A 17541-nucleotide genomic window follows, 5' to 3' on the forward strand; every position below is an offset into this window, starting at 1 on the left:
CCGGTCGGAGCGCCCGCCGGCACCTCGTACGGTGCCCGCCTCGGGCGGGCGCAACCAGGTCCCACCCATCCTGGGACCGACGGGGCCAGGGTCCGAGACGTGCGTCACGGCGCGTCCGGGAATCGTCGGCCGAGCTATCCAGTTGATCAGTGCCGGGACGCCAGCGTACCCAAGACGTCCGTTCGACGACGAAGCGGAGACACGATGACAGCCCTGTTCAGCCCGTTCACCCTGGGCAAGCTGGAACTGACCAACCGGATCGTGATGGCACCGTTGACGCGCAACCGCGCGGGCGAGGGTCAGGTGCCGCAGGCGATCTCCGCGACCTACTACGGCCAACGCGCCTCGGCCGGCCTGATCATCACCGAGGGCACCCAGCCCAGTGCCGTCGGCCAGGGCTACGCGGACACGCCGGGCATCCACTCTGCCGAGCAGGTCGAGGGCTGGCGGGCCGTCGCCGACGCCGTGCACGCGGGCGGCGGAAAGATCGTCATGCAGCTGATGCACGTGGGTCGGATCGGCCACCCCGACAACAAGGGCGGCCTGGAGTCGGTGGCGCCCAGTGCCATCGCCGCCCCGGGCGAGATCTTCACCCGCGACGGGATGAAGGCGTACCCGGTGCCGCGGGAGTTGCGCGGCGACGAGCTGCCGGGGATCGTCGAGGAGTTCGTCCGGGCGGCGCGCAACGCCGTCGATGCCGGCCTGGACGGGGTGGAGCTGCACGCCGCCAACGGCTACCTGCTGCACCAGTTCCTGGCGCCGTCGAGCAACCTGCGGACCGACGGGTACGGCGGCTCCCCGGAGGCCCGCGCCCGGCTGGTGATCGAGGTGACCCGGGCCGTCGTCGAGGCGGTCGGCGCCGACCGGGTCGGCATCCGGATCTCGCCCTCGCACAACATCCAGGGCGTGGTGGAGGAGGACGCGGCCGACGTGGCCGCCACCTATGGCGCGCTGGTCGACGCGATCGCGCCGCTCGGCCTGGCCTACCTGCACGCCCTGGCCGACCCGACGAGCGACCTGATCGTCGACCTGCGGCGCCGGTTCGGGGGTCCGTTCATCGCCAACGACGGCTTCGCCTCGGTGACCACCCGGGCGGACGCGGAGCGCATCGTCGACGGTGGCCTTGGCGACCTGGTCGCGGTCGGCCGGAATTTCCTGGCCAACCCGGACCTGCCCCGCCGGTGGGAGATCGGCGCGCCGCTGAACGAGCCGGACCAGAGCACCTTCTACACGCCTGGCCCGCGTGGCTACACCGACTACCCGACGCTGGAGCAGTAGGCCCGGCGGCGAACCGTCCGGGCCGGCCGGTGACCGCCGGCCCGGACGGTTCGCCGCGCGGTGGCCGAGGCACCCTGCCCGGCCCGGCCGGCGGTCGATCACGGCGACATGGCGGGCCTGGCCTTCTGCGGGTGGATCGTCTCCTGCCGGGCGAGCATCGCGACGAACTCGCCGATCTTCCGCTGGCGGGTCTCCGCCCGTTTGACGGCGGGCAGGAAAGCTAGTACTCCCAGCAGGACATCCGTTCTGACCTGCTGTGGGGGTGTGGTTTTGTCCGTGGGCATGGAGCAGCCACCGCTGAGTCTCATGGTTGTGTGGACCAAAGATGCGGCGGTGGCCAGCCTCAACCACCTTCGAAGACGACCCACCGAGATTGCTCGCTACGTCGGCAGTACAGCACCTGAACCGCCTCCCGGCGGCCCATCTAAGCTGGGCCGCGGCGTTCGCTCGCTGCAGTGCGCTGCGCCCAAGCTCGTCGCGACGCGCCTTCCGCGGCGCCGACCCCGCATCAAGCGCTCAGGGAAACGAGTGACTTGAACCCAAGACAACCTCTTGTCGAGTCCCCTCAGGAGTTGTCATTGGTTGCCAAAACCCCTTGTTACCATCCGTAACCACCCCAACCTTGTCATCGGTTGTCAGGGATAGGCGCTGAGCTGCGCAGACGCGTTCAGGCGATGGTCGTTGCTTGTCACTGGTTGTCAACCACGGGCGGGGTTTTTCGGGGGGTAAACGGGGGCCGACCGGGCGTCGCCAGGTCCACGGCGTCCCGCTCCCCCATCAGCGAAACACCCGTCACCAAGGGAACGGCGCGCCCCTCCCCGCTGCGACAATCTGGCCGTGAACGAGGGGGGTCGTGTCGGGGGGCGACACACCCATTGCCCCACCGCCGATGACGCTCAGCGCAACTCTGAAGCTCGCGCAAGTCTAGCTACGGTGGTGACCTCTTCGGCGGAGCCGAAGAGGTCACCAGCCAGAAGTGCCTGGTCAGGGCGCTTCCCGTGGGATAGCCGTTCTAACAACGGCACGCCGGCACCCCCAGGGATGCCACTCGGATCGATCTTCGTTGACGGCAGTCGGCCATGCGGCAACGACGAATGCGTTTCGAGTCCCACCGCTCCTCGATGACGGCGGCGCACCCGTCGAGCGCCTTCACCGCCTCCGGGTCGGCCTTTTCGCCATCGGCCGTCTCCAGCTGGTCGACGCGCACCATCTGGCCCTTGTGCGGCCACTCCTTTGGCTTCTTCACGGTCTTCACGCCGGCCGCGGCCAGCTCGGCGGTGACCGGGTCCGGGCACCGGACTCCGTTCGAGATCGTCCGAGACCGTCCGGAGTCGTCCGGGACAGCTCTCCAGGGCTCAGGCAGCGGCAAAACTGTTCCCCAGTCACGGCGGCGGGCTAAGCCCGACCACCGCAAGTTTGCGACGAAGGGGAGCAGTGATGCGCAGAAGGTTCGCGACAATAGTGATGGCGGGACTTCTCGCGGTAGCCGGTGCCACCTTCGCGGCAGCGCCGCCGGCGATGGCGGACGAACCGACGTTCTGCGGGAACTGGCTGTCCAATCCCAACCTGGCCAGCAACATCACCGCCGTCTCGGGCACCCAGTACACCATCCCGGGCGCGGGCGGCGCCTACATCCGCGTGAACCAGGGCCAGTACTCCGGACGTTGGTTCGCCTGGGCGAAGGTCTACAACCCCGAGTTCAGCGGCCTGGTGGCGCTGATCTGGAAGTACACCCCGAACAACAGCCTCTACCAGTGTGGGCGGCGCGACGGCAGCACCGGCTGGTCCCCGGACTACACCGCCGGGGTTCGGGACACGGAGACCTCGATCGTGCAGGCCAAGTACAGCCGCAACCCGGGCTCCGGCACCGTCTACTACGGCGGCGCGTCCACCTGGAAGTAGTGGTTGGTGGCCTGCCCTGTCCCGTACGGGGCAGGCCACCCCGATTCGAGGGAGCGACGATGTCGTGGCTGAGACGCATTGTGGCGCTGGCCCTGCCGGCCATCCTGCTGGTGGGCTGTTCCGCGCCCGAGGCGGAGGTGCCATCCGTGCCGCTGATATCCCACGAGCCCGGCGTGGCGGTGGATCTCAGCCTGCCGTTCGACAGGTACGAGCTCTCACCGGAGGGTGGCGTCCAGGTGTCGCGCGCGCTCTACAAGCTGATCGAGAAGTGCATGGCGGGGTTCGGCCTGCGACTGGACGTGCCCCAGGCGTCGCCGCTGAAATATCCGGTGCACGCGACGCAGCTCTACTGGCAGGGAATGTACGACGTACGCGAGTTCGGCTACGTAGGCCCACCAGGTTTCGCCGACGACATGTCCGCCGCCGCCCGAAGGGGTAGGAGGCACCTGCTGATCCCCGCCGAGCAGACCGCGGTCTACTTCGGCCAGACCGCCTCGCATGGTGCGTTGGCCGTGCCTACCGGAGGCTGCGACGGTGCCGCCGAGCGTGAGATCAACGGCACCGCGGAGCGACCCGTCCTCGCCGCGGTCGACCCCACCGTGGAGCCACACCTCACCTTCGAATGGTTTGAGAGCCAGGCTGCGGACCGAGCCATGGCCGACGCGCGCTACCGGTCGGTGCTGCGGGCGTGGAGCGAGTGCATGGCCCGGGACGGCCACCACTACCGCGATCCGGACGCCGCGGCCTCCGACCCACGGTGGAACGCCCGGGGTGCGCAGCCGAGCACGCCGCCGTCCAGCGAGGAGGTCGCCGTCGTGGTCACTGACCGCGCCTGCCGCACCGAGACCAATCTGACCGGCGTCCTCAGGTATCTGATCGCCGAGTTCGAGAATGACATTCTCGCGGAGCACGGATCCGACGTCGAAACGGCGTCCGTGCTTCTGCGCACGCGAGCACGCAACGCGGCGCGGGTGTTGGACACGTCGCCGATCGACTGATTCGAGTTTTGTCCGACCGTGAATACCGAGCAGCTATCTGAAAGGGATCGACCATGACGCGCACTTTGTGGCAACGGGGGGTCGTGGTGGCGGGGGCGTCCGTGCTGGGGGTCGGGGCGTCGCTGGCCGCCGTCCTGCCCGCCCAGGCGGCCTGCAGTTGGACCATCTCGACGCCGGTCAATAGCTCCGGAAGTGCTGTCACCACGGGTACCACGTCGGGTTGCGGCAGCTCCTCCAGCTGGGAGACGCAGCTCTACGTCTGGAACGGCGCGAGCTGGCAGTTGCTGAACTACTCCAGCTTCAGTGGCAACAGGAGCCGCTCTACAAGTCACACGTGCTCGGGTACGGCCAGCCACACGTTCAAGGGTGCGATCTACAACGCCGCCACCGGAGCGTCCAAGACATCGACGACCACGTTGGCCTGCGGCGTCTGATCCCGGCGACGACACGCGCCCGAGGGCTTCCTGGGTCACCCGACCAACGAGCTCAACACGATCGCAAGGTAAATCGAGCCAGTTACACTCCCCACCGTGCCAGATCGAGCACCGGTACCCAGCACCGCGACCACCGCAGAGGAATATGTGGCAGCGCTCCGCCAGCTGAAAGCCTGGTCGGGGCGCTCCTTCCGGGATCTGACCCGTCTGGCCCGGGAGAGAGGGCGAGTCCTGCCCGCGAGCACCCTGGCTTCGGCGCTCGCTCGACCGACACTGCCGTCCCTGGACATCGTGATCGCCATCGCGGAGGCGTGTGAACTGCCGCCGAACGAGGTGGTTGAATGGGTACGCCTGCGTCGTCAGCTGGCTCAGTTGGAGGTCGCGGGGGAGACCGCCGCCGCTGCCGGTGCCGCCACCACCAGGGCGGACCTGGTCACACCGTATCTGCTGCCGAGTGGGCCGACGTCGTTTGTGGGGCGGAAGGCGGAACTAACCCGAGCTGGGCACATCCTGCGCGCCGACGGGCAGAGCGCGCGTACGGTAGTGATCACCGGCCCGGCCGGGGTGGGAAAGACGACCCTCGCGGTCCGGCTGGCGCAACTGGCCGTCGAGCATTTTCCGGACGGACAACTGTTCGCCGATCTGCGTGGCCCGCACCCCCAGTCGGGCGTCTCCTGGCACGTTCTCGGTGTCTTCCTCCGCACCCTCGGCGTCAGCAGCCACTCCGTGCCCGCCGCGCTCGAGGAGCGCATCAACCTCTACCGCAGCCTGCTCGCCCAGCGAAGCGTGCTCATCGTTCTCGACAACGCCGCCGCGGGCCGGGATGTCCAGGCTCTGATCGCCTCGGGGCCGAAGACCGCCACCATCGTCACCAGCCGGAGCGTCCTACCCGGGCTGGACGGCTCTCGGGTGCCGCTGAGGCTGCTCAGCGAGCCGGAAGCGTTGGAGATGGTCAAACGCATGATCGGTGAGGAGCGGGTCGCCCGGGAACAATCCTCCGCGTTCCAGATCGTCAACCGCTGCGACCGGCTTCCGCTGGCCGTGTGGATCGCCGGGGCCCGCCTGGCCGCTCGCCCGGACATGCCTCTGGGCGCTCTGGCCAGAGCCCTCGCCGACGAGCATCGAAAGCTTGATGAGCTGACGGTGGGCGATGTGGCGGTACGTGCCAGCATCGAGCTGACGTATGCGGCGCTGTCCAAAAACCAGCAGGAGACGCTGTCCTATCTGGCACAGATCAACACAGTCGACGTCGCCCCGTGGGCACTCGCGGCCCTGATGGACATCTCGCCGGCCGACGCGACGAAGCTCCTCGACGACCTGGCGGAGTTGCATCTGCTGTTCGTGCGCTACACCGGCAACGCGGCACCGCGCTACCGGATGCACGACCTGGTCGCCACGTTCGCACGGGACAAGGCGGCGCAGATCCTCACGCCGGTCCAGACGGAGCGGGCGAGGCTGCGGATGCTCGGCGGGGCGTTGGGCCTGGCGTGCGCCGCCGGCATCCGGATCAACACGGACTTCGACGAGGTGCCGTTCGCTGCCCCGCCCTGGTCGTTCAGCGTCCAGACACGTGACGCGGTGCTGGACGACCCGCTTGCCTGGTTCCGGGACGAGTACGGTTTCCTCAAGACGCTCGCCGAAGACATGCTTCCGTCCGTGCCGCTTCCTGCAGCTGGCCTGATCGTGGCCCTTGCGCCATTCATGCAGCTGTCGGGCTACTTCGACGACTGGCTGCACCTGCACAGCCGCGCGATGGGGTCGGTGGCTGGTGGCCCGGTCGGGGCCAGCCTGCGGCGCAACCTGGGTGAACTGTCGACGATCGTGGACGACTACCCGGCAGCGGAACGCCACTACCGCGCGGCGATCGGGATGCTTGATCCCTCCGACAAGGCGCGCATCGCCAGCACCTCGGCTGGGCTGGCCTACCTCTACCGTTTGCAGAGCAGGTATGCCGAAGCGAAGGAACATTTCGTCAGGGCCATCCACCTCGCGGAAGCCGCCGGCAATGACAACTGCCTGATCTACGCGACGACCGGCCTTGGTGTCACGCTGATGGAGCAGGGACGCCGCGACGAAGCGGTGGCGGTGTTCGACGAGAGCCTGCGGCGCAGCGAGGCCATCGGCTACCTGCCGGGGCAGGCGCAGGCGTGGCGCTGCCTCGGGCAGGTCAGCCGGCTGCGCGGCGACTACACCGCCGCCGAACGGCACTACCGCACCGCCGAGCGGATCAGCCTGTCGCTGGGCGACCAGTTGAGCGCGACGCACGCCAGGTGCTGGCTCGGTGACGTCCTCGTCAGACAAGGCAAGGAGGTCGAGGGCCGGCGCGTGCTGGCCGAATGCCTCTGGGTCTACCGTGCCGCGGCGAACCGCTGGGGGGAGGCGGCCGCGTTGCACTGCCTGGCCGAAGCTCAGTTGTCGGCCGGAAGACCGGACCTCGCCCAACGCCGTGCCGAGGTGGCGGTGGCCATCTGGACCGAGGTTCATTCGCCCTACTGGCTGGCCACGGCCAAGGCCACGCTCAGCAGGACGCGGAACCTCCTGAACCAGTCTGAACTGGTGAGACGGTCGAGATGAGGACGCCTAACGACCTCGTGCACGGTTGCGAGTCCTTGAGCATCGATGATCGTTGTTGGCATCATGGTTGGTGCTGCGATCATGATGAATCCTCGGATGACAGGTCTGTCCCGGCAGGTGATAGCGGGCCTGGTCGCGGAGTTGGGACCGCGGTGGCAGGCCCGCCACCGTGATCGGCTGGCGACGCGAACGCGTCGTCGCCGTGTTGGCGCGGGTGCGAAGCATCGGTTCGGGTTCGCCGACCGGTTGCTGGCCACGCTGGTGCACCTGCGGCACGGGTTGACCCATGACGTGGTAGCCGCCTGGTTTGGGGTGCACCGCTCGACGGTCACCCGCAGCGTGGCCGAGGTGCGGCCGCTGCTGGCCGAGCGGGGTTGCCGGGTGCACGACGGAGTCCGGCTGCGCACACTCGCCGATGTGGTCGGGTATCTGGGTCAGCACCCGCAAGCGTTGATTGGACGCCACCGAGGTGCGGGTCCGCCGACCGGTCGAGGGCCGGGCGGGTAGGGACCGCTTCGTATCCGGCAAAGCGCGGCTGAACACGATGAAGGCCCTGGTGATCTGCGATCCGGCTGGTCGGCTGCTGTTCTGCGGCGAGACTCGGCCAGGCTCGATGCACGACCTCACCCAAGCGCGGACCGCCGGCCTTGTCGACCTCCTGCTCCACGCGCCGCTCGGGGTTCAGGTCCTCGCCGACGCCGGCTACCAGGGCTTGGGCGCCGACACCGCCGACGTGGTGATCACACCGAAGCCCAAGCCGCGCAAACACCAGAAGTCACTGCCGCCAAGCGTCATCGCCGCGCACGACGCGGCCCGCAAACGGCACTCGTCGCAGCGAATCCGCGTCGAGCATGTCATTGGACACCTAAAGAACTGGCGGATCCTGGCCCGCTACCACGGCCGACGCGAACACTTCGACGCCACCATCCGCGCGATCGCCGGCCTGCTGTCGGACCACCAACACACCGACCGGACCGAGAACGCCACCAAGCCACTCAAGGCGCTACCAGCCGCACCTCACCGCCGATGAGGTGACCGGCCCTCCCGACAACCGTGCACGAGGTCGTAAGCAAGGTCCGATGAGCGTCACCCAATCCGCACCCTCGCCTTCCAGCCGAGGCAAGGGACCCCGCGCCATCCGCGTCGGCAACACCGTGCGATACCGGCGCAGCGAAGTCGAACGCTGGCTCGACGAACACACCGACACGGAGCGCTGACCCCATGGCCCGACCTGAACTACCCATCGGCACCTGGGGCAAGATCCGCACCCAAAAGCTGGGACCCAACCGATTCCGCGCACGAGCCCGGTTCCGCGACTACGACGGCAAGACCCGCGACATCGAGACCACCGACACCACCGGCCCGGCCGCCGAACGGGCACTGAAGGTCAAGCTACGCGACCGCACCACCTCCAACGACGACGAGATCACCCGGGAGACCCGCGTCAGCACACTCGCCGACCTGTGGATCGAAGAGATCACCACCGAGGAACCGATCTTCCAGCCCATCTGGGATCGCTCCTGGGTCGACCACGTGCAGATCACCGTCGCCGAGACCCTCGGCGTCGGCGGCCGCGGCGGCTTCTACGAGGACGCCGGCGCGATGCGGGACATCGTGCAGAATCACGTGCTTCAGGTTCTCGCGCTGGCACTGATGGAGCCACCGGCCTCATTCGAGGCTGAGGGCCTGCGCAACGAGAAGGTGAAGCTGCTGCAGGCGATCCGGCTCCCCACCGACCGGGACATCGCCGAGGCCGCGGTCCGGGGACAATACACCCGGGGCGGCACCCGCGAGGAGCTGATGGCCGGCTACCGCGAGGAGGCCGGCGTCGACCCCCTGTCGCGGACCGAGACCTACACCGCGATGCGGCTCAACGTGGACAACTGGCGCTGGGCCGGGGTGCCGTTCTACGTACGCACCGGCAAGCGCCTGCCGGCCCGGCTCACCGAGGTGGCACTGCAGTTCCAGCGGCCGCCGCACCTGCCGATCCCGACCAACCAGCTCGCCGGACTCGATGCTGACGCGCTGATCCTGCGGATCCAGCCGAACGAGGGCATTTCGCTGCGCTTCGGTGCCAAAGTGCCGGGCCACTCCTTCCGGGTCCGCACCGCCACGATGGAGTTCTCCTACGACCAGACGTTCGCCGAGGAGTCCCCGGAGGCATACGAACGTCTGCTCCTGGACGCGCTGATCGGTGACGCGTCGCTGTTCATCCGCAGCGACGAGGTCCAGCAGTGCTGGCGGATCGTCGACCCGATCATCGACAACTGGGAGAAGGACCACTCGCCGATCCCCACCTACGAGGCCGCCTCCTGGGGCCCGACCGACGCCGACCGGCTCATCGGCCGGCACGGCCGCAAGTGGCGCAACTCCGCGTGACCCTGTCAAAACGAGTGTGACCGCGCAGCTGAGCCCGATCGCTTGGTCTCACCATCGACGCGCAGCGCGGTCCTCTCAGTGAGCCGGTCATCGAAATCGATGGCCGGCCGTCCTGGGCGGGGCAGTGACTCTGGAGCCCGAGCCGGTCACCTGTCGACCTCTGTGCGCTCTGCGGCGAGGTCAGCGCGGGGGCCGCCAAGTCGCTGAGCCGGCAGACCACGCATGGCCGCAGCCGGCAGCCCCGCGGCGCGGTCGGAAAGCAGGTCGGCAGCGGACGAGGGGCCGTGAACGGCTGCGAATTGCGTCCAACTGTCCGTTCTCAGTGCACCTGACCCGGTCGGACTGCGCTGAGGTGGGCGGATCACTTCGAGTGAGAAAGTGGAAGGTCTGGTTTTCTCAGTTAACCTGCTCGGTGCTGACGTTCTGGGCTGGTTTTCTCAGTTGACGTGCTCCGGGGGGCGCTTTGGTCGCGGATCTTGCCGGTGATGCATTCGCGGGTGAGGCCGTAGGACGGCTCGGGCGGTCTGCCGCTGAGTGTTGCGTTGAACGAGTTCTGGCACGGTACAGGTCGGGGCCCGGGTGCTCGGCGCCATCGTGCCCGGCGCCGGCCCGTTGCGCCTGCCCGCACCGCGCACCGCCGCGCCCACCGCGCTGCGGCTGACCATGGCCGGCTGAGGCGACCGCTCCCGCTCCGGTCAGCCAGCCCCGAAGCAGACGAACGCCGCCGCGGTGGCCCGGGCGGGACCGTCGCCCGCCGCACCGAACGCCCGCTGCGCGTCGGCGAGGGCTCGCGCCGGGCCGGCACCCGCCCGCATCCGCGCGTGCAGGTCCAGCATCAGTGCCGTGGTGGGCTCGGCCGGCACGGGCAACACGGTCGCGATCAGGCACCGGGTGCCGAGCGCCAGGAGCACCGCGGTGAAGCCCATGACCTCGTCGCCGGGGCGTAGCCCGGTCAGGCCGGAGTCACAGGCGGAGAGCACCATGCAGCCGGGCGGTCGGGCGACCGCCTCCCACTCGTGGGCGAACAGCGGCCCGTCGGCCAGTTCCAGGGTGGAGAACTGCGGGTTGTCCGCGCGGAACGTGCCGTGGGCGGCGATGTGCACCAGCCCCGCCCCGTCCAGCGCGGCGGTCAACGCCGCGGCGGTGGCGTCGGGCCCGGTGAGCCGCCGCGCCCCGGGCAGGACCTGAGCGAGCCGGCATACCTCGGTGTGCCCGGCCGGCAGGCGCGGGCCGGCGGCCAGGACCGGCGGCCCGGCTGGCAGCTCCCGCCGGTCCGCCCCGAGCCAGGCGGTGGCCGAGGGGGCGACGGTCACCGGACGCCCCGCGCAGGTGGGCAGCGCCGACCAGGGCACCGCGTGCAGCGCCCCGACCGGGACGATCACCAGGGCCCGGTCGGCCAGCCGCCGCCGCAGCGAGGCGAACAGCAGCCGGTCCAGGGCGTCCGCGGCGTGAACGGCCCCCGCCCGCGCGGCGGCCGCGTCGCCGGTGGTGACCAGCCGGCGCAGGGCGAACCGGTGCCGGCGGGCCAGGTCCGCCGCGGCGGCGAGCGGACCCAGGTCGTGCAGGCTGGCCCGACCGTCGCGGACCAGCACCGCCCGGATCCGGTCGCCGTGGGCCACCAGCTCGACCAGCACCCGGGAGCCGAGCCGCGCGGCCAGCGCGCCCACCCCGGGCGGGGCCAGCACGGCGCCCCCACCGGGCACCCGCCGGGCCAGGTCCCGGATGCGCTGCTCCAGCCGGGCCTGCCGGCCGCGCAGGGCGGTTGCCGGGCGGCCGGCCAGCACCTCGTCTTCGAGCAGGCCGCTGACCAGTCGGAGCTCAGCGAGCGCCGCCACCAGCTCGGGGTCGGCCGGGGGCCGGGCCGGCCGGGCCCGCAGCGCATTGGCCCGCCACCGCTCCGCCCACGCCAGGACCCGCGCCGGCGCGCCCGCCCGGACCGCGATGTCGAGGCCCTCGGCCGCCAGTTCCTGACCGTACGCTCCGCTGTGGGCACGCAGCTCCGTGGCGCCGAGCGACATGCGGTGCCGGTCGAGCACGGCCAGCCCGCGGCGTAGCGCCCGGGCGGCCCCGGGTTCATCCCCGCCGAGCCGGCGCGACAGGGCCAGGGCGTACCAGCCCTGTGCTCGCCGGTCGGCGGTGCCGCGACGGCGGGCCCGGGCGGCTACCGCCAGCAGATTCCGGGCCCGGCCTGGCCGCCCCAGCACGGCGGCCACCAGACCGGCCTCGATCCGGGTGGTCAGCGCCGGACCCGGCCACCCGGTGGCGTCGAGCTGGTCGGCGGTACGCGCCATGGCGGTGAACAGGGGTGCCGAGCGGGTGCCCCGGCGGTACTCGGCGCGCAGCTCGACGTGCCGGGCGAAGACAGCCCAGGTGCGCCGGCCCTGGCGACGGAACCGGGCCCGGGCCGCGGCGGCGGCCTCGGTCGCGGTGTCCAGGTCTGCGGCGAGCAGCGCCGCGCGGGCCCGGGCCAGCAGCGCCTCGGCGAGGTCGGAGGCCATGCCCCGGCGCCGCAGTTCCCGGACGGCCGCCGTCGCGACCGCCACCGCCTCGTCGACCAGCGGCACCGACAGCAGCAGCTCGACGCGGTCCAGCAGCAGCGCCGGCCGGGGTACGGCGAGCCGCCGGTACTCCTCGTCGACGGTGGCGAAGCAGCGCAGCGCGCCGGCGATGTCGCCGCGCTGGCCGGCCGCGATGCCGCAGTTCCACCGAGCGTCGGCCGCCGCGAGGTCCAGGCCCAGCCGTTGGAAGGCGGCTGCCGCGCGGGAAAGGTCGTCGTCGGTGCCGCCGGCGGCGCCCCGGTGGGCGTTGAGCAGCCCCCGGTTGTTGCGCGCCCGCGCCTCCAGCAACAGATCACCCTCGCGCAGGGCGATGTCGACGGCCAAGCCGTAGTCGCGTACCGCCTCGTCGTAGCGACCTCGGTAGTGCAGCACCACGCCCCGCTGCATCCGGGCCCGCCCCGCGTCGGCGCCGACGAGCTGCGGCAGCGCGGCGGTCACCGCGCGCAGCGCCGCAGCGGTGTGGCCGGCGTTGGCCAACACGTAGCCCAGGCTCATCCGGGCCAACGCTCGGGTCCGGGGCGTGCCGGCGGCCCGGACCGCGCGGCGCAGGTGGCGCAGCGCGCCGGGCAGGTCGTTGAGCTCCCGCAGGGCCAGACCGACGGCCCGCTCGGCGGTGGAGCGCTCGTCGGCCCCGGCCGCGGGCCCGGCGGCCAGCACCCGCTGGGCGATCGCGATCGCCTCGCGCGGGTAGCGCTGGACGGCGTCAAGCGCCGCCTGGGCCGTGCCGGCACCGGAACCGGTGCTGTCGGGCATGCCCCACAGAGTCCCCGAACTGATGCCCAGCCGTCAATGTCTGTGCGAGCTTGTCGGGAATCTGCGCCAACCATTAAAGCCATTGACATGCGACTATGCTTTGGAAGAATCGACGACACCCGGGAAACGTGGCCACGCCGGCCAGTGGCGGGCGCTTCTGCCGACCGCATGGAGGACCCGTGTCGCCTGACCATTCCGCCGCGCCGCGCCCGGCCGGCCAACTGTCCCGACGGCGACTGCTGGCCGCGTCCGCGCTGGCCGCCGTAGCGTCGTTCGCCGCCGGGTCCCGTGCGGCCCCGGCCCGCGCCGACGGCGCGGACGACGCCGCCTACCAGCGCGCCTTCGACGAGGCGCTGGCTGCCGACAAAAACGTCCGCCGGCACACCACACCGGGCCGGGAGTTCCTCTACCGGCCACGGCAGCTGCTCGCCGCCGACGCCGACGCCCAGCGGGTCACCGCCTGGCTGCGTGCCCGCGGCCACGTGGTGGCCGCGGGCGACGGCTTCGCCGGGGTCACCCGGCTGCTCTTCGACCGGGAGACCGACGTTCCCGCGCTCGTGACCAAGCTGCGCGACCACCAGCAGTGGCCGGGGCAGCCGGTGCCGAAGGTGCAGCCGCACCACGTGCTGCTGGGCCTCGGCAACATCATGGGCAACCCGGGCAGCCCGCCCACGACGGTCGCCGCGCTGCCTCCGCCGGACCCGGCCCGGCTGGGTGAGGGCGCCGGGGTGACCGTCGGGATCTGCGACACCGGCATGTGGCGGCAGGCCGGCGGCTACCACCCGCAGTGGCTCGGCGGGGCGTACCTGCCGGAGGTCGACGACGAGGACCCGCTCTACCTGTACACCGACGTGCTCGCCCCGCAGGGCGGGCACGGCACCTTCGTCGCCGGGGTGGTGCGGCAGGCCGCGCCGGGGGTCCGGGTCGACCCGGAGCAGGCGCTGACCGCCACCGGCCTCGGCGACGAGGCGTCGGTGGTGGCCGCGACGGCCCGACTCGCGCCGGCGGTATCCGTGGTCAACCTGTCCCTGGGCGGGTTCACCCAGGACGACAAGCCGTCGCTGCCCCTGGCCAACGCCGTGGCCGCGCTACCCGCGACGAGCGCCGTGGTCGCGGCGGCGGGCAACGCCGGCACCAGCCGGCCGATCTGGCCCGCCGCGCTGGGCCAGGTCGTCGCGGTGGCGGCGGTCAGCCAGGGCTCCGGTGGCGTGGTGCCAGCCACCTACAGCGGGTACGGGCCATGGATCGACGTCTGTGCGGTCGGCGAGCGCCACAGCACGTACGTCGAGGGGCAGTTGCCGCTGCCGGGCCTGCCGACCCGGGTGTTCTACGGCTTCGCCGCCTGGGCCGGTACCTCGTTCGCCACGGCGCACGTCTCCGGTCGGCTCGCCGCCCTGATGACCGCCGGCGGCCTGAGCGCCGACGCGGCCCGGCTGGCGCTGCTCGCGGCGCCGCGCTGGCACCCCGACTACGGCGTGCTCGTCGGATGAGCGAGCGGGCCGCGAGCGAATCAGCAGCACCGTGCGGTGGTCCCGGCCGGCGCCGGGCGCAGCGTTGCGGCGGCGGGAACGAGCGGCCGCGAGCGACGGAGCAGTGCCGCACCAGCCGGCGGACGGCGTCGCCGTGACCGACCCGAGCGCGACCGACCTGGTGACCGCCGCGGCGGGCGGGGACGAGTCGGCGTGGGTGGAGCTGGTCCACCGGTACACCCCGCTCGTCTACTCGGTGATCCGGTCGTACGACCTGAGCCGCGCCGACGCCGCCGACGTCAACCAGACCGTCTGGCTGCGTCTCGTCGAGCAGCTGAGCCGGGTACGCGACCCGCAGGCCCTCGCCTCCTGGCTGGCGACCACGGCCCGGCGCGAGTGCTACCGGCTGTCCCGCCTCGGCCGCCGCACCCAGCCCTTCGACCCGTACGACGACGCGCTGGACGCGTACCATGGCTTCTCCCGCACGGCGGACGTGGCGGCCCCCGACGAGGAACTGCTGCGCGCGGAGCGGCGGCAGGCACTGCGGGAGGGCTTCGCGCAGCTGCCGCCGCGCTGCCAGAAGCTGCTGGCCCTGTTGACCGCCGACCCGCCGGCCAGCTACCGGGAGATCGCCGAACGGCTGAGCGTGCCGGTCGGCAGCATCGGGCCGACCCAGGCCAGATGCCTGCGCCGGCTACGGGACTGCCCGGCGCTCGCCCCGTTCCTCGGAACGGCCGCGACCCGGACGAACGGAGGTGAACGCGATGGAGCCGTTGCCGCCGGCCGATGACGCGGCCCTGACCGCCGAGCTGGGTGCGGCGCTGCGGGAGGTCGGGTCGGTCCCGGAGGAGTTCCTGACCGCCGCGCGGGCGGCGTTCGCCTGGCGAAACGTCGACGCGGAGGTGGCGCTCGCCGAGCTGACGTTCGACTCGGCGTGCGACGCGGCGCCGGCGCTGACCCGGTCGGCCGGGTCGACGCGGACGCTGTCGTTCCGCAGTGCCGGGGTGGCGCTGGAGATCGAGGTGACCGACGCCGGCATCGTCGGTCAACTCTCCCCGCCCCGGGGTGGGCGGGTGTCCGCGCAGACCGCCTCAGGCACGTACGCGGAGGCGCCGGTCGACGCGGTGGGCTTCTTCTCGCTGGGCGCTCCCCCGCCCGGCCCGGTCCGGCTGCGCGCCCACACCGACGGCTACGCGGTGGCCACCACCTGGGTCTCGCTGCGCTGACCCACCGTCCACCCGGGACGGCGGCGCACCCGGGACGCCCGGACCGTCCCGGCGAGCGCGCGGCGACGGGGGTCGCGGGCTGCCCAGGCCCACGACCCCCGCTGGTGGCCGGGGCTACTGCCGCCCGACGCTGATCAGGTACTCCACACCACCGAGGTCGGTCCGCTCCGCCCCGCTCGTGTCCGGGCCGAACTGGGTCACGTCGAGCGCGAACTCCTTGTCCGAGGCGACCTCGGCCGCGAAGGTGAGGGAGAACTCGACCCGCTCACCCGGTTCCAGCAGCAGGTTGCCGAGGCTGGCCTTCGCCGGTTCGACGACCTCCAACTGGTTCTTGCCGACCTCGCGTACGCCGGTGCCGACCTTGCCGCCGGCCTGCCACCGCTCGAACAGGGTCGGCCCGAGGTCGACGACGACCCGCCCGCCCACGCCCTGGATCGGCTCCCCCGGCTGCGTGAAGACCAGGTCGTTCTTGGTCGCCACCTTGAGCGAGTTGCCGATGGCGAACGGCCGCACGACCGGCGTCCCGCCCGCGACGAGCCGCACCGAGTCGACGTTGCGCCAGGCGATGTTGTTGTTGTTGCGGGTGTTGGTGCTGATGTCCGGACCCTCGAAGGTCATCGGATCCGTGGCCGACACCCACCTGGCCAGGAGGCAGAAGTGGCCCGGCCCGGGCACACCGGTCCACGGGATCGTCACGGTCGTGGTGCCGGCGAAGACGGTCACGTTCATCGCGCCGATCTGGGTCCAGTGCGTCGGCCAGACGGCACCGCCACCCGGCGTTGTCCGGTAAACCCGCAGCACGCCGCTGCCGGTGCCGGAACCGTACGGGCCGGGGTTACGCAGCTTAACGAAGATGTAGTTGGTGACGCCGACGATCGGGTTCTGGCTGACGGCACACTCGACGGCGGTCGGGCAGACCTTGATGTCGGGGCTGGCCCACAGCGGGTTGAACGAGTGGGGCTGGACGCCGACATCGGCGGCGACGTCCCGGATGTAGACGTCGGTGCGGGCCGCTGCGGCCTTGTCCTGCCGCGCCTCGACCGGCGCGGCGGCGGCCGTGGTGACCGCCAGCAGGGCGGCCAGCGCCGTGCCAGTGAGCACGGCCAGCGCCGAGCGGCGGACACGTCTTCCTACGTTGCCCATGACAGGCTTCTCCCATCGTCGAGGGACCGCCGACCCGGCGTTGTCGCCTACCGGGCCGACGCGATGACGTTGTTCAGGAGCGCGGCGCGGCGCGGTTGATACGTCCGGCGGGACCCGTCACCGTCAGATGGAGCGAGGAACGACTAGTTAGACGAATGTCAATACTCTCGCCGGCCCGCCCGACGCTGTCGCAGGGTGGCAGTATGCTCCGCCGGCACGTCGATGTGGATGACGATGGCCAAGATCAGCCCAGACCTGCTGGCCATCCTCCGGGCCCGCCCCGCACTCACCGAGAGGCTGTTCGACGGGCCCGACGACGCCGCCCCGCTCACCGGGTTCGACCCGGACCGCGACGCCTTCGGCAGCGACTACCGGATCCTGTCCGCGATCGCCGAGGCCATCCAGGCGGAGCACCCACCGTTCGCCGAGGAGCGGTCCTGGTTGTCCTACGCGGTCCACGGCACCGACGACACCCTCGACGTCGAACTCGGGTACGGTCCGGCGTTCGTCCTCGACCCGGCGGAGGTCGCCCGGCTCGCCGCCGGCCAGACCGACGACGCCGGGCACGCCGACCCCGAGCACGACGGGCCCGACGCCGAGGGCGACGGCGGCATCGACGACTTCTTCGCCGCCGCGGCCCGGGAGGGCCGGGCCATCATCTTCGCCATCACCTGACCAGCATCCCGCTGGCCGTCAACTCCCCCGGGCACCCGGCCGAGGGGCGCGCCGCCCGGGCGGGCGGGCGGGCCGGCGGCGGGCCGCCCCCCCCGGGGGCGGCCCCCCCGCCGGCCCGCCCACCCCGGCCCCCCAAAAAGGTTTAAAAAACC

At 71.6% G+C, this 17541-nt stretch carries 16 protein-coding genes and 1 pseudogene; 13 read left to right on the top strand and 4 right to left on the bottom strand.

The window, feature by feature from the left end; all coding sequences use genetic code 11:
- The first annotated feature begins 204 nt into the window (after nt 1-204).
- The gene (locus ABZU46_RS19495; RefSeq protein WP_354859681.1) at nt 205-1278 is read left to right on the top strand and encodes an alkene reductase; all 1074 of its coding nucleotides are present in this window, start codon (nt 205-207) and stop codon (nt 1276-1278) included.
- A 98-nt stretch (nt 1279-1376) separates the two neighbouring features.
- Here ABZU46_RS19495 and ABZU46_RS19500 read toward each other — a convergent pair whose 3' ends face one another.
- Both ABZU46_RS19500 and ABZU46_RS19505 read right to left on the bottom strand, forming a co-directional pair.
- Nucleotides 1377-1562, bottom strand: a complete 186-nt coding sequence (locus ABZU46_RS19500; protein WP_354859720.1) for a hypothetical protein — start codon at nt 1560-1562, stop codon at nt 1377-1379.
- 728 nt (nt 1563-2290) lie between these two features.
- A complete protein-coding gene (locus tag ABZU46_RS19505) occupies nt 2291-2533 on the bottom strand; it encodes a hypothetical protein (protein ID WP_354859684.1) in 243 nt (80 codons plus the stop codon).
- Nucleotides 2534-2715: 182 nt separating this feature from the next.
- On the opposite strand from ABZU46_RS19505, the gene ABZU46_RS19510 reads away from it, so the two are divergent.
- The 8 genes and pseudogenes from ABZU46_RS19510 to ABZU46_RS19545 all read left to right on the top strand — a co-directional run bounded on the left by ABZU46_RS19510 (nt 2716) and on the right by ABZU46_RS19545 (nt 9565).
- Nucleotides 2716-3180, top strand: coding sequence for a hypothetical protein (locus ABZU46_RS19510; protein WP_354859687.1), 465 nt, complete (start codon nt 2716-2718; stop codon nt 3178-3180).
- 59 nt (nt 3181-3239) lie between these two features.
- A complete protein-coding gene (locus ABZU46_RS19515; protein WP_354859689.1) occupies nt 3240-4178 on the top strand; it encodes a hypothetical protein in 939 nt (312 codons plus the stop codon).
- A 53-nt stretch (nt 4179-4231) separates the two neighbouring features.
- Nucleotides 4232-4612, top strand: a complete 381-nt coding sequence (locus ABZU46_RS19520; RefSeq protein ID WP_354859691.1) for a hypothetical protein — start codon at nt 4232-4234, stop codon at nt 4610-4612.
- 96 nt (nt 4613-4708) lie between these two features.
- Nucleotides 4709-7186, top strand: a complete 2478-nt coding sequence (locus ABZU46_RS19525) for a tetratricopeptide repeat protein (protein ID WP_354859693.1) — start codon at nt 4709-4711, stop codon at nt 7184-7186.
- A gap of 96 nt (nt 7187-7282) precedes the next feature.
- A complete protein-coding gene (locus tag ABZU46_RS19530; protein ID WP_354859696.1) occupies nt 7283-7693 on the top strand; it encodes a transposase family protein in 411 nt (136 codons plus the stop codon).
- Entirely contained in the window at nt 7656-8216 is a 561-nt protein-coding gene (locus ABZU46_RS19535) for a transposase family protein (RefSeq protein WP_354859717.1), read from the top strand. Before ABZU46_RS19530 ends, ABZU46_RS19535 begins: the two co-directional genes overlap by 38 nt.
- An 82-nt stretch (nt 8217-8298) precedes the next feature.
- Nucleotides 8299-8403, top strand: a pseudogene (locus tag ABZU46_RS19540) (DNA-binding protein); the annotation flags it as partial.
- Between the two features lie 4 nt (nt 8404-8407).
- The gene (locus ABZU46_RS19545) at nt 8408-9565 is read left to right on the top strand and encodes a glucose-6-phosphate dehydrogenase (protein WP_354859698.1); all 1158 of its coding nucleotides are present in this window, start codon (nt 8408-8410) and stop codon (nt 9563-9565) included.
- 695 nt (nt 9566-10260) lie between these two features.
- Here ABZU46_RS19545 and ABZU46_RS19550 read toward each other — a convergent pair.
- Nucleotides 10261-12876, bottom strand: a complete 2616-nt coding sequence (locus tag ABZU46_RS19550) for a CHAT domain-containing protein (protein ID WP_354859700.1) — start codon at nt 12874-12876, stop codon at nt 10261-10263.
- Nucleotides 12877-13055: 179 nt separating this feature from the next.
- On the opposite strand from ABZU46_RS19550, the gene ABZU46_RS19555 reads away from it, so the two are divergent.
- The 3 genes from ABZU46_RS19555 to ABZU46_RS19565 all read left to right on the top strand — a co-directional run bounded on the left by ABZU46_RS19555 (nt 13056) and on the right by ABZU46_RS19565 (nt 15571).
- Complete coding sequence (locus ABZU46_RS19555; protein WP_354859703.1) at nt 13056-14366, top strand: S8/S53 family peptidase; 1311 nt, start codon at nt 13056-13058, stop codon at nt 14364-14366.
- 103 nt (nt 14367-14469) lie between these two features.
- The gene (locus ABZU46_RS19560; RefSeq protein WP_354859705.1) at nt 14470-15135 is read left to right on the top strand and encodes a sigma-70 family RNA polymerase sigma factor; all 666 of its coding nucleotides are present in this window, start codon (nt 14470-14472) and stop codon (nt 15133-15135) included.
- On the top strand, nt 15110-15571 hold the full coding sequence (locus ABZU46_RS19565; protein ID WP_354859708.1) for a hypothetical protein: 462 nt from the start codon (nt 15110-15112) through the stop codon (nt 15569-15571). The genes ABZU46_RS19560 and ABZU46_RS19565 overlap by 26 nt, the downstream gene beginning before the upstream one ends.
- Before the next feature lie 114 nt (nt 15572-15685).
- On the opposite strand, the gene ABZU46_RS19570 is transcribed toward ABZU46_RS19565, so the two are convergent.
- On the bottom strand, nt 15686-16714 hold the full coding sequence (locus ABZU46_RS19570) for a hypothetical protein (RefSeq protein ID WP_354859710.1): 1029 nt from the start codon (nt 16712-16714) through the stop codon (nt 15686-15688).
- Nucleotides 16715-16909: 195 nt separating this feature from the next.
- Between ABZU46_RS19570 and ABZU46_RS19575 the strand changes: the two genes are divergently transcribed.
- Nucleotides 16910-17389, top strand: coding sequence for a hypothetical protein (locus tag ABZU46_RS19575; protein ID WP_354859712.1), 480 nt, complete (start codon nt 16910-16912; stop codon nt 17387-17389).
- Nucleotides 17390-17541 lie beyond the last annotated feature (152 nt).

The sequence above is a fragment of the Micromonospora sp. NPDC005197 genome, from assembly GCF_040608295.1.
In the GTDB taxonomy this organism is placed as follows: domain Bacteria; phylum Actinomycetota; class Actinomycetes; order Mycobacteriales; family Micromonosporaceae; genus Micromonospora.

Excerpts from the sequence above, each read along its gene's own strand:
- ABZU46_RS19495 (WP_354859681.1), top strand. The coding sequence starts at position 205 with ATGACAGCCCTGTTCAGCCCGTTCACCCTGGGCAAGCTGGAACTGACC.
- ABZU46_RS19500 (WP_354859720.1), bottom strand. The coding sequence starts at position 1,562 with ATGCCCACGGACAAAACCACACCCCCACAGCAGGTCAGAACGGATGTC.
- ABZU46_RS19570 (WP_354859710.1), bottom strand. The coding sequence starts at position 16,714 with ATGGGCAACGTAGGAAGACGTGTCCGCCGCTCGGCGCTGGCCGTGCTC.
- ABZU46_RS19550 (WP_354859700.1), bottom strand. The coding sequence starts at position 12,876 with ATGCCCGACAGCACCGGTTCCGGTGCCGGCACGGCCCAGGCGGCGCTT.
- ABZU46_RS19520 (WP_354859691.1), top strand. The coding sequence starts at position 4,232 with ATGACGCGCACTTTGTGGCAACGGGGGGTCGTGGTGGCGGGGGCGTCC.
- ABZU46_RS19545 (WP_354859698.1), top strand. The coding sequence starts at position 8,408 with ATGGCCCGACCTGAACTACCCATCGGCACCTGGGGCAAGATCCGCACC.
- ABZU46_RS19530 (WP_354859696.1), top strand. The coding sequence starts at position 7,283 with ATGACAGGTCTGTCCCGGCAGGTGATAGCGGGCCTGGTCGCGGAGTTG.
- ABZU46_RS19510 (WP_354859687.1), top strand. The coding sequence starts at position 2,716 with ATGCGCAGAAGGTTCGCGACAATAGTGATGGCGGGACTTCTCGCGGTA.
- ABZU46_RS19515 (WP_354859689.1), top strand. The coding sequence starts at position 3,240 with ATGTCGTGGCTGAGACGCATTGTGGCGCTGGCCCTGCCGGCCATCCTG.
- ABZU46_RS19565 (WP_354859708.1), top strand. The coding sequence starts at position 15,110 with ATGGAGCCGTTGCCGCCGGCCGATGACGCGGCCCTGACCGCCGAGCTG.